The 11,377-nt window shown below is 55.5% G+C and carries 13 protein-coding genes; 6 read left to right on the plus strand and 7 right to left on the minus strand.

All coding sequences use genetic code 11. From position 1 onward, the window contains the following. Positions 1-221: 221 nt before the first annotated feature. Together ACXYMP_RS11845 and ACXYMP_RS11850 are read right to left on the minus strand one after the other, a co-directional pair. The gene (locus ACXYMP_RS11845) at positions 222-1,673 is read right to left on the minus strand and encodes a sensor histidine kinase (protein ID WP_458906468.1); all 1,452 of its coding nucleotides are present in this window, start codon (positions 1,671-1,673) and stop codon (positions 222-224) included. Continuing rightward, positions 1,670-2,407: a response regulator transcription factor gene (locus tag ACXYMP_RS11850; protein WP_458906470.1), complete on the minus strand. Its 738-nt coding sequence runs from the start codon at positions 2,405-2,407 to the stop codon at positions 1,670-1,672. The genes ACXYMP_RS11845 and ACXYMP_RS11850 overlap by 4 nt, the downstream gene beginning before the upstream one ends. 198 nt (positions 2,408-2,605) lie before the next feature. Here ACXYMP_RS11850 and ACXYMP_RS11855 point away from each other — a divergent pair, with 198 nt between their 5' ends. From ACXYMP_RS11855 to ACXYMP_RS11875, 5 genes are all read left to right on the plus strand, one after another. After that, positions 2,606-3,856, plus strand: coding sequence for an ABC transporter substrate-binding protein (locus ACXYMP_RS11855; protein WP_298568861.1), 1,251 nt, complete (start codon positions 2,606-2,608; stop codon positions 3,854-3,856). A gap of 70 nt (positions 3,857-3,926) precedes the next feature. Continuing rightward, positions 3,927-4,799 carry a carbohydrate ABC transporter permease gene (locus ACXYMP_RS11860; RefSeq protein WP_458906473.1) on the plus strand — a complete coding sequence of 291 codons (873 nt, stop codon included), beginning with the start codon at positions 3,927-3,929 and terminating at the stop codon, positions 4,797-4,799. Further along, a complete protein-coding gene (locus tag ACXYMP_RS11865) occupies positions 4,792-5,685 on the plus strand; it encodes a carbohydrate ABC transporter permease (protein WP_458906475.1) in 894 nt (297 codons plus the stop codon). Before ACXYMP_RS11860 ends, ACXYMP_RS11865 begins: the two co-directional genes overlap by 8 nt. A 5-nt stretch (positions 5,686-5,690) precedes the next feature. Next, on the plus strand, positions 5,691-6,788 hold the full coding sequence (locus tag ACXYMP_RS11870) for an ABC transporter ATP-binding protein (protein WP_458906477.1): 1,098 nt from the start codon (positions 5,691-5,693) through the stop codon (positions 6,786-6,788). A gap of 4 nt (positions 6,789-6,792) precedes the next feature. After that, positions 6,793-7,119 (plus strand): glucokinase, encoded by a 327-nt coding sequence (locus ACXYMP_RS11875; RefSeq protein ID WP_458906479.1) that lies wholly within the window; start codon positions 6,793-6,795, stop codon positions 7,117-7,119. A gap of 426 nt (positions 7,120-7,545) precedes the next feature. On the opposite strand, the gene ACXYMP_RS11880 is transcribed toward ACXYMP_RS11875, so the two are convergent. From ACXYMP_RS11880 to rpsJ, 4 genes are read right to left on the minus strand one after another with little or no spacing between them, the layout of a single operon-like run. Continuing rightward, entirely contained in the window at positions 7,546-7,842 is a 297-nt protein-coding gene (locus tag ACXYMP_RS11880; RefSeq protein ID WP_248368181.1) for a 50S ribosomal protein L23, read from the minus strand. Then, the gene (rplD, locus tag ACXYMP_RS11885) at positions 7,839-8,456 is read right to left on the minus strand and encodes a 50S ribosomal protein L4 (protein WP_298568850.1); all 618 of its coding nucleotides are present in this window, start codon (positions 8,454-8,456) and stop codon (positions 7,839-7,841) included. The genes ACXYMP_RS11880 and rplD overlap by 4 nt, the downstream gene beginning before the upstream one ends. Next, positions 8,453-9,190 (minus strand): 50S ribosomal protein L3, encoded by a 738-nt coding sequence (rplC, locus tag ACXYMP_RS11890; protein WP_298568848.1) that lies wholly within the window; start codon positions 9,188-9,190, stop codon positions 8,453-8,455. Before rplC ends, rplD begins: the two co-directional genes overlap by 4 nt. Before the next feature lie 14 nt (positions 9,191-9,204). Then, the gene (gene rpsJ, locus ACXYMP_RS11895) at positions 9,205-9,513 is read right to left on the minus strand and encodes a 30S ribosomal protein S10 (protein WP_091428130.1); all 309 of its coding nucleotides are present in this window, start codon (positions 9,511-9,513) and stop codon (positions 9,205-9,207) included. Positions 9,514-9,846: 333 nt separating this feature from the next. Between rpsJ and ACXYMP_RS11900 the strand changes: the two genes are divergently transcribed. Beyond that, the gene (locus ACXYMP_RS11900; protein ID WP_458906483.1) at positions 9,847-10,647 is read left to right on the plus strand and encodes a hypothetical protein; all 801 of its coding nucleotides are present in this window, start codon (positions 9,847-9,849) and stop codon (positions 10,645-10,647) included. A 234-nt stretch (positions 10,648-10,881) separates the two neighbouring features. Here ACXYMP_RS11900 and ACXYMP_RS11905 read toward each other — a convergent pair. Beyond that, on the minus strand, positions 10,882-11,377 hold a 496-nt coding region (locus tag ACXYMP_RS11905; RefSeq protein ID WP_458906485.1), incomplete at its 5' end, for an EF-Tu C-terminal domain-related protein.

The raw sequence follows: 11,377 nt of genomic DNA on the forward strand, positions 1-11,377 counted from the left end.
AATCGAACTGCCCTAATCTATTCATGTTAGCGCAAATCGCGAGTCAAAATGCTGTGTGCAGCCCAATCGAGTGCGAAAGCGTGACTGGATATCCCCATTAGAGGAGTATGGAGAAACTGCAGGTTTGCGGGGCGCAAGCGGACATTCGCTGCTTGCGTTGGTCAAGAACGAGAGGGAAGTGCAGGATTACCATTGCCGACAGGGCATCTTTTTATCTCCGGTCAGAAGCGCTGAATCTCCAAACGTGCGGACACACCGACCGACGTGTCCTCAAAGCTGAGCTTCCCGCCGTGCAGTTTCGCGATTGTCGCGACGATCGTTAGGCCTAACCCATGGCCGTCAATCGTTGCGGTGTGCTCACCGCGCTGAAATGGGGCGAGGAGCTTTTCAATCTCGGCAGCGGAGCTTTCGGAACCTTCGTCTTCGATCACAACCGTCGCCGTCTGTGCGTCCGCTTCAAGCGAAACGGTCGCGCGGCGGCCATATTTCAGTGCGTTTTCGATCAGGTTGGTAATGGCGCGTTCTAGTGAAATTGGGCGGCCATAGATCACCGTATCGCGGTCAGTGGACACCACGCCATAGCCTTGGCGAGACATGAAAATGGATTGGCCACCCTGCACGATAACGTCTTTGGCTTTGCGATAAGTCACAGGCCGTCCGACGTCTTGGTAATTGGCGACAATGGCGTCGATCAATGACGTCAGCGAAAGGTTCCTGGGGTGTTCGGCGTCCATTTCGGCGTGAGTGTAGGTTAACACGCTTTCAATAATGCCCGTCATGCTGTCGATGTCCGCGTCAAATTTCTGCCGCAAGTCCGGGTCGTCGATCAATGCGGCGCGCAGGCGTAAACGCGTCGCGGGCGTTCCCAGGTCGTGGCTTACACCTGAAAGGACTGCCGCGCGGCTGGCCAATTGATCGCGTTCAATTTCCAGATATCCATTCACAGCGGCCACGATCTCTTGCAGTTCCTGTGGACCCTGTGCGTCATATCGCGCGGGCCCACCGACGCGGCGGCGGTTGCGCAGTTGTCCCGCAAAGGCCGAGAATGTGGTCGGCAGGTTGAGCGCAACCGTCATCAAGATACTTATCCCGACGATTCCCAGCAGCGCCGCCAATATGCGACGATCTGCGGGCGCGACATCACAGTTCCAGACCGAGGCTCCATCCAGTTTCGCCCAGTCTGCCTCGCCCATACGGGCCACCACAAATGGATCGCTACAAAACACGGCCAGCTTGCGGGTCAGCTCTCCCATGGTTTCTGCCGCAGTCTGCCCGTCGCGATGCGGCAGGTCCGCCAAGCTATAGGTGAAATTCGGTGAAAGGATCGCGATCGTCAGAGACGCGCCTGTTGTTTGATTGGCAGCATCCGGCAAGATCGGAACGATAGTGATGCGCGGGGCCGCAGGCGTGCCAGCGATTTGACGAAAAGATCCAGCATTGGCGTGGGCTTGATCCAAGGCCGGCAGGGGCATGACTGACACCCCATCCGGCGGAGCAGTTCCGTTTTGCAGGGCGTAATACAGCGTCACTCCCGCGTTATAAGCGTCAGCGCCATATGCGGACCAGTTTGACGTGGACTTTGCCCACATCAACATCGTCCCTGCGCCAGTCAAAAGTGAGGCGATGACCAGACAGGGCACTATCCAGCGCAGGCTGTTGGGAATTGGGATCACGTGTCTGACACCGCGACATCAATGGCGAAGATATATCCTACACCGCGTTCTGTTTTCAGAATTTGCGGGTCCTTGGGGTTTGCTTCGATCTTGTTGCGCAAACGGCCGACCAGAACATCGATTGCCCGCCCCGAGGCTTCGTTTGCGGGCTGGGTTTCTCCTGTGACATCCAGAGACGTGGCGATTTCTTCGCGAGTCAGTGGGATGTGGGGGTTGGCGAGTAACACCTGCAAAAGTGCGGTTTCACGGCGCGACAGGGCAACTTGAATTTTGTCAGGCGAAAGAACCTGGCTTGATTTGGCGTCATAGGTCCAACCGTTGAACCGAAACGTCTTCGTGTTGCGTCGATGAACCAAGGATGACGTTCGACGGGTGCGCGATAACACGGCCTTCACGCGGGCAAGTAACAGTTCCGGGTTGAACGGCTTGGCAATATAGTCGTCAGCGCCAACCGCATACCCTTCCATGCGTTGATTGTCGGCGGATAAGGCGGACACCATGATGATGGGAACATCTTGTTCGCGTCGCAACTCTTGGCAAATTTTCAGACCGTTTTCATCCCCGAGCATGACGTCCAGCAACACAAGGTCCACGCGCCCGCCGTCGATATGGGCGCGGACCTCGGCACCATTGGCGGCAGGCAGTGCGATTGATCCATTCTGGCGCAGAAACTGAATCATCATCTGGCGCATGTCCATGTCATCATCGACCACCAGTATTCTTGGAATCGCCATTGCTTTGCCCCCTTTCACCTTCTGGCTATGTAACTTCGTGCAACAGAATCCATGCTTTCGTAACGTTGTGTAACGGACTCCGCGTCTAATTGCATGATCGCAGTGAAAGCCCGCTATTCAACCGTTGCATGGCTGACGTGGCGGCACCAAGGTGGTTGTATCTTGCCCATAGCGGGCAATTCTTTGGGAGGAACTAAGATGAAATCATTTGTATTGAGCACCGCATCCGCGATCGCTGTATGTGCTGCTGGCGTAGCTTCTGCCGATGGTCATGCAGAAGCAGAAGTCCTGCATTATTGGACATCTGGCGGCGAAGCTCGTTCGGTGGCGGTCTTGCAAGAAGAGTTTGCTGCAAACGGCGGCACCTGGACAGATATGCCCGTTGCAGGTGGCGGCGGTGACGCTGCTGGAACGGCACTACGGGCACGCGTTCTGTCAGGCAACGCGCCGACAGCCGCACAAATCAAAGGCCCAGCCATTCAGGAATGGTTCCAAGAAGGCGTTCTGGCTGACATCTCATCTGTTGCAGAGGCAAATGACTGGGCAAACCTGCTGCCCGCATCCATTGCAGCACACATGCAATGTGACGGCACTTGGTGTGCTGCGCCCGTGAACGTTCACCGCGTTGACTGGATTTGGGCGAACACCGAAATCCTGGCCGCCAACGGCATCGAGATGCCAACAACTTGGGACGAGTTCAACGCTGCAGCAGAAGCGCTGCAAGCCGCTGGCATCATTCCACTGGCCCACGGTGGTCAGGCTTGGCAGGACGCGACAGTTTTCGAAACTGTTGTTCTTGGCCTCGGTGGTGCTGAGTTCTATCAGAAAGCACTCGTTGACCTCGACCCAGAAGCTTTGACGTCTGACACAATGGTTGCTGTCTTCGACCAGATGCGCACGATGCGCGGCTATGTTGACGACAACTTTTCTGGCCGTGACTGGAACCTTGCGACAGCTATGGTCATGAACGGCGAAGCCGCGTTCCAGATCATGGGTGACTGGGCAAAGGGTGAATTTCTTGCCGCTGGCAAAGTGCCGGGTGTAGATTTCACATGTGCCTCCACACCGGGCGACGGCTACCTCTACAACGTGGACAGCTTTGCCATGTTCTCTGTTGAGGGTGAAGGCAAAGCCGCGGGTCAGGAGCTTCTGGCGAAGCTCATCATGGGACCGAACTTCCAAGAAGTGTTCAACATGAACAAAGGGTCCATCCCAGCACGCACAGACGTTGATCTGTCCGGCTTTGATGAGTGTGCAAAGATCTCTGCCGCTGACATGGCCTCGACGAACGAGAGTGGCACTTTGATGCCGTCTTACGCCCACGGCATGGCCTTGTTTGGTGCACAGTCCGGCGCGATCACCGACGTTGTCACAGCACACTTCAATTCGGACATGTCATCAGCAGATGCTGTTCAGATGCTGGCGGACGCTGTCGCGAACTCCATGTAATCGCTAACGATTGTTGAAACCGGTCCTATCCCTTTGCGGGGTAGGACCAACAACCCAAGGGGGACATCACATGACACGCTGGCTGCAAGACAACATGCCAAAGATCGTTCTGGCGCCATCATTCATTGCCGTCATGGTGTTTGTGTATGGCTTTATCGCCTGGACCGCTTGGGTGTCGCTGACGCGGTCCCGACTGATGCCGCGCTATGAGCTGGACAGCTTTATCCAGTATGAACGTCTTGCCGCCTCTCCCCGTTTTGAAACCGCGATGGTGAACCTCGCGATTTTCGGGACACTTTTTATCGTGATCGCCATGGTGCTTGGACTGCTTCTGGCAATTTTGCTGGATCAGAAAATTCGCACCGAAGGCGCGATCCGCACGATTTACTTGTATCCAATGGCTCTGTCGATGATCGTGACCGGCACGGCATGGAAGTGGATCCTGAACCCAGAACTTGGAATCGAGGCGACTGTGCAAGGCTGGGGGTTTGCCGGGTTCGAATTCGGCTGGCTCGTTGATCCGGACAAAGCGATCTACACCGTTGTGATCGCCGCGATCTGGCAAAGCTCTGGTTTCGTCATGGCGCTATTCCTCGCCGGCCTTCGCTCTGTGGACGAAGAAATCATCAAGGCCGCGCAGGTCGATGGTATCCCCACATGGCGCGTTTATTCTGCCATCATCATTCCGTCGATGGCCCCGATTTTCCTTAGCGCGTTTATCGTGCTGGCCCACCTCGCGATCAAATCCTTTGACCTTGTCATTGCTTTGACAGGAGGAGGCCCCGGCTATGCCACCGATCTTCCGGCCACCTACATGTATGCCATGGCGTTTTCACGCGGCGACATCGGGCAGGCAGCAAGCTCGGCCATGGTGATGATGCTTGTCGTCTTCGCGATTGTCGTCCCTTACCTCTATTCCGAATTGAGGACCAAAGATGACTGATATGCCCTACGCCTCAACGCGTGGCCAAAGCCCTGTCACCAAACTGGTGTTGCGCTTTGTGCTCTATGTCCTGCTCGGCCTGTTCGCGCTGTTCTATCTAATGCCACTGTTTGTGATGCTCACCACGTCGTTGAAGTCGCTGGATGAAATCCGCACGGGCGATCTGGTGTCATTGCCGCGCGAAGTCACCTTTGATGCGTGGCGTACTGCATGGGCCAGCGCTTGCACGGGCGTCCAGTGTGAAGGAGTGCGCCCCTACTTCCTGAACTCGCTTCTGATCGCAATACCTGCGGTGGTAATTTCGACCATCGTCGGAGCGCTGAACGGCTATGCTGTCGCACAGTGGCGGTTCAAAGGGGCAAACATCTTCTTTGCCTTGATGTTGTTCGGATGCTTCATCCCGTTCCAAGTTGTCCTGCTGCCCATGGCGCGGATGCTGGGGATCATGGGCGTCGCGGGCACCATTCCGGGTTTGATTTTTGTCCACGTGATCTATGGCCTTGGCTTCACCACGCTGTTTTTCCGCAACTACTACGTCAGCATCCCGTCCGAGCTGACAAAGGCCGCAAAAGTCGACGGAGCAGGGTTCTTTCGCATCTTCTGGTCGATCTTCTTGCCGCTATCGCTTCCCATCATCGTGGTCACGGTCATCTGGCAATTCACCCAAATCTGGAACGACTTCCTGTTCGGCGTGAGCTTTAGCCAGGCGGGCACGCAGCCTGTGACCGTTGCCCTGAACAACATCGTAAACTCAACCACAGGCGTCAAAGAATACAACGTTGATATGGCTGCTGCGATCATCGCCGCCCTGCCAACGTTGTTGGTCTATGTCGTCGCTGGCAAATATTTCATTCGCGGTCTGACCGCAGGTTCTGTGAAAGGATAAACCCCATGGCCCCCATTCTTGACGTGAAGAACCTGTACAAAAGCTACGGCAGCACCGAAGTTCTGAAAGACATCAACGTGTCGATAGAAGAAGGTGATTTCCTTGTTCTTGTCGGGCCATCCGGTTGCGGTAAGTCCACGCTGTTGAATTGCATCGCTGGCCTGGAGCCGATCACAGGCGGTGACTTGTTCATCGGCGGTCAGAACATGACCAACGTCAGCCCAAAAGACCGTGACATCGCCATGGTGTTTCAGTCTTACGCTTTATACCCAACCATGACCGTCGCAAAGAACATCACCTTTGGGATGAAAGTGCGCGGCATTGATCAGGCGACGCAGGATGCAAAACTGGCGCAAGTGGCCGCGCAACTTCAAATCGGCCCACTTTTGCATCGCAAACCGGGCCAATTGTCAGGCGGACAACGTCAACGGGTCGCTATGGGCCGTGCCTTGGTGCGTGATCCCAAGCTTTTCTTGTTCGACGAACCGCTATCCAACCTTGACGCCAAACTGCGGGTCGAGATGCGCACAGAGATCAAGGCCCTCCACCAGCGCCTTGGCGCATCGATGGTATATGTGACCCACGACCAAATTGAAGCGATGACGCTGGCTACCAAAATTGTCGTGATGAAAAGTGGTGTCATCCAGCAGATTGGAAGCCCCTCAGAAATCTACAACCGCCCTGCGAACCTGTTTGTGGCTGACTTCATGGGCAGCCCCGCGATGAACCTGATCCCTGCAAAAACACGGATGAATGGCAAAGGTATGCAGGTCGAGATCGCACGCAAAGACGGCGACCCGATCATTTTGACCGATGCACGCAATAAGGACCTGCCGGAGGACGTCATCCTTGGCGTTCGCCCAGAAGACATTGCAGATGCTGCCCTTGGACGCGCCGGAGAGACGCAGGAAGCTGATTGTGTGATAGATATCGTAGAGCCTGCGGGTGCGGATACGTTCGCGGTGCTAGAGCTGGGCGGCAAGCATGTGACTGCGCGTCTGCACGCAGAGACCACCGCGACTGCGGGTGCGGCTCAGCGCCTCACCTTTGATCTTGGCAAGGTGTCGTATTTTGAACCCGAAACGGGTCTGCGGCTGAACTAATCTAATGCGCTGGTCAGCGGATATCGGCGGCACGAAGGCCCGTTTGGCGCTTTGTGGGAACGGAGAAATCGTTCCGCAAACCGTCAGGTGTTTTGCAAACCACGGCGGGGTCCATTTCCGCGATACGCTGGGCGCGTATCTAGAGAGCCAATCGCGGCCACGCAGGACGGATTTGATTATCGCAGTGGCGGGGCCAGTGCGGGACGACCAGCCTTGCTGCCCAAACGAAAACTGGATGATTAGCACGTCGGAATTGCAACGGTCGGCAAATTGCCAGTCAACGGTCATTCTCAATGATCTAACGGCCTTGGGTTATGCAGTCTCCGACTAAAGGCCAGATCAAGTACGGAAAATTCATTTTGGTGACACGCCACTGGCAGGCAGGGAACAGTCTTTGGTCGTGGGCATTGGGACCGGGTTCAATGTTAATCCAGTCATCAAGTCAGGCAAAACTGTTCGATGCTTTGCGGTCTAAGCCGGGCACGTTTCGATGCCGTTGAGCGTCTCCGCGAGGCTTGAGCAAATCGGTGGTGACCAGACGGCGTTGCCCAGCAGGCACTAAGTCCAGCGGCCCGTTATTGTGAACAAACAGTAAAACAGAGAACCGCATCACCGCAGTTTATCAACACATCAAAAGTCCGCTAAGGGCTGTCATTTCGAGGGTTCTTTCACCTGCTTCCCGAATGCGGACTCTGCTCATAGAAAAAAGCCCCCGCCTTTCGGCAGGGGCTTTTCATTTCTCAGTTAAGCCTGACGATCAGAGACCGGTGGTCACGTCGATCGTGTTGCCCTCTTCCAAGGTCACATAGGCTTTCTTGACGTCTTTGCGCTTGCCCAACTGGCCGCGGAAGCGTTTGACTTTACCCTTGGTGATGGACGTGTTGACGGCTTTCACCTTCACGCCAAACAGGGTTTCGACAGCTTCTTTGATCTGCGGCTTGTTGGCACCGATCGCCACTTCGAAAACAACTGCGCCATTTTCAGACGCCATGGTTGCTTTTTCAGTGATAAGCGGCTTGCGGATCACGTCGTAGAGTGCAGCTTTATCGGTCATTTCAGGCGAGCCTCCAGAGCTTCGACACCTGCTTTGGTGAGCACAAGTGTGTCACGCTTCAGGATGTCATAGACGTTGGCGCCCATCGACGGCAGGATATCCAGACCTTCGATGTTACGAGCGGCCTTGGCGAACATTTCGTTCACTTCTGCACCGTCGATAACCAGAGCGCGTTTCCAGCCCAGATCCTTGACCGCTTTGGCCAGAGCAGCAGTTTTGCCGTCAGCGTCTGCGGTGTCGATCACGACCAGTTCGCCAGCTTGCGCTTTGGCGGACAGGGCGTGCTTCAGACCCAGTTTGCGGAATTTCTTGGTCAGGTCGTGGCCGTGGCTGCGAACAACCGGGCCCTTATAGACACCACCACCACGGAAGATCGGGGCCGAGCGTGCACCGTGGCGTGCGCCACCGGTGCCTTTTTGGCGATAGATCTTCTTGGTCGAGTATTTGACTTCGGACCGTGTTTTCACCTTGTGAGTGCCAGCTTGCGCGTTGTTACGCTGCCAGCGGACCACACGGTGCAGGATGTCGGCGCGCGGCTCAAGACCGAACAGGGCCTCGTCCAAATCGACCGTACCGGCCTTTTTGCCGTCCAGTTTGATTACATCAAGTTTCATGCTTCACCACCTTCCGCGGGCGCGTCTTCCGCCACATCAGATGCCTTTGCTTCAGTTGCAGCCGACTTCAGACCTGCCGGGAACGGAACGTCCTCGGGCAGCTTCTTCTTCACGGCGTCTTTCACGGTGACCCAGCCACCTTTCGATCCAGGGACAGCGCCCTTGATGAAGACCAGGCCGCGATCGGCGTCGGTTTTCACGACTTCAAGGTTTTGTGTGGTCACACGAACCGAACCCATATGGCCGGCCATTTTCTTGCCTTTGAAAACCTTGCCCGGATCCTGACACTGGCCAGTTGAACCGTGCGAACGGTGGCTGATCGACACACCGTGCGTGGCGCGCAGACCGCCGAAGTTGTGGCGCTTCATTGCACCGGCAAAACCTTTACCGATCGAGGTGCCAGCAACGTCAACTTTTTGGCCTTCCAGGAAGTGCTCGGCCGACAGCTCTTCGCCAACGGCGATCAGGGCGTCTTCCGACACGCGGAATTCCACAAGCTTACGCTTCGGCGCCACTTTGGCAGCGGCAAAATAGCCGCGCATGGGCTTCGACGTGCGTTTGGCCTTGGCTTCACCAGCGCCCAACTGAACGGCGGTATAGCCGTCTTTGTCAGCGGTGCGGTTGGCCACGACCTGCAGGTTGTCCATATGAAGAACGGTTACAGGGATCTGTTTGCCGTCTTCCATGAAAAGCCGGGTCATGCCGACTTTCTTTGCGATAATACCAGAGCGCATCTGTGATACCCTCCTTAGACCGAGATCTGGACGTCAACGCCAGCAGCCAGGTCGAGCTTCATCAGCGCGTCCACGGTCTGCGGTGTCGGGTCAACAATGTCGAGCAGCCGCTTGTGCGTGCGGATCTCGAACTGATCGCGGGATTTTTTGTCAACGTGAGGTCCACGCAGAACTGTGAACTTCTCGATTTTGTTCGGCAGCGGGATGGGGCCGCGAACGTTTGCACCGGTCCGTTTGGCAGTGTTGACGATCTCTTGTGTGGAAGCATCCAGCACGCGATAGTCAAACGCCTTAAGACGGATACGAATGTTTTGACTTGTCATAGCATTCGCCCTTTCAGGCAGAGAGTTGATAGGACGACAGGTGGCTCATTCCCCCTGCCCTCGTCGAACCCCGGACAAATTCAAAAAGCGGGACCGAATCCCGCTCTTCAATTCGCCCAGCGAACTCGCGCGTCTTACAGGGGTTTGTGGGGGGGTGGCAAGGGGGAATGCAGGGATAATACTCAATGTCTGGATTGAGCCCTTTCTAACGACCATGCTGCGACCTAACGAATTTTGGCAATTAGTGAATGGCGCAAGCATCTCAAACCTGAGATATCTTGAAAGTCCAGCTGAGGGTACCATTGGTGGATTGTTGAGAGGACACTGAATTTCATGCAACATGCTGTCTGCTTCACAGAGCCTGAAAAGAGGCTCTTTGCCGAGTTGATCGTTCAGGGTATGCGCGTCAGCGGCGGGACCAGTCTGAAAGGCATTTGTTTTTGGTACAGTCACACAGGTGACTTGAAGGGGATGAGGCAAGATTTCGGCGTTGTCTACGATAGTCGCTATGGTCTTGCAGAGGATATCTACGAACTATGCGGGCTGACCGAAAACGATGTCTGCCTGTTCACAGAGCAGGAAATCCGAGAGAAATTGCATGACCCTGGTCAATTTGGGGTGGATCTGACTTGGGTCATCGAAGGGTTTTTTCTTTACCTCCACGAACTCAATCTTGAAGGGGGCCATGCGTTTCTTTCAGCGCGGGATCGCTGCGGCTTCGTTGTACCCGAACAATTCGGCCCACTTTTTGAGGCTTTTGCGGACAGTGGCTACGGCCAGAAAATTGGGGATGTTTTCGCGTGGTCTGATCGGGCAGTCCCGCATCTGGCGGTGTTCAGACGGCCACGAGACTGCCGCTTCGAGTGGGTTTTCGACAGACATATCGACAGAATGATTGATACGATGCCCCCGGAATTGCGTACCCGGTTAGAGCAAGTCAGAAAAACCCTTGATGAAAGAAATAGTGCGCGGGCATATTTCCTGAAATTCTTGGAGCATCATTGGCACAATGATCAATGGAATGAAAATCCGGTTTCGACACACTCTGATCGTTTCATTGGCGAAACAGAAACGAGTGCAGTCTGGGGGGGCGCGATTGCGCGTCGATTGGATGTGCGTGATCTGTTCCCGTGACGTGAAAATGGCTTTGTAGCGGAGAATGTCCAACACGCGGCAAATGGGTCCAAGGGGTTTGAAAATATTACTTAGCCGACGGTGGCCCTCGCGCGGTCGCTTCATGGCTAGGGCCGAGAAGCGGACATTAGAAAGCCACACAAGAAAGGCCGCTCCTCCCCGCTCTGTTGACATTCAAATGCAAAAAAGGCCGCCTTTCGGCGGCCTTTCTCGTTCGAACATCAACAAAGTTGATTATTCGATGATCTTCGAGACAACGCCCGAACCAACGGTGCGGCCGCCTTCGCGGATGGCGAAGCGCAGCTTCTCTTCCATCGCGATCGGGGCGATCAGTTCAACGTTGAACTTCAGGTTGTCGCCCGGCATCACCATCTCGGTGCCAGCAGGCAGTTCAACCGTGCCGGTCACGTCGGTGGTCCGGAAGTAGAACTGCGGACGGTAGTTCGCGAAGAACGGCGTGTGACGGCCACCCTCTTCCTTGGTCAGGATATAGACCTCGGCTTCGAACTTCGTGTGCGGGTTCACCGAGCCCGGCTTACACAGAACCTGGCCACGCTCAACCGCTTCACGGTCGATGCCGCGCAGCAGAACGCCAACGTTGTCGCCGGCTTCACCGCGATCCAGCAGCTTGCGGAACATTTCAACGCCCGTACAGGTCGTTTTCTGCGTGTCTTTGATGCCGACGATCTCCATCTCGTCGCCAACATTCACAACGCCACGCTCAACACGA

The sequence above is a fragment of the Aliiroseovarius sp. CAU 1755 genome (assembly GCF_054482655.1).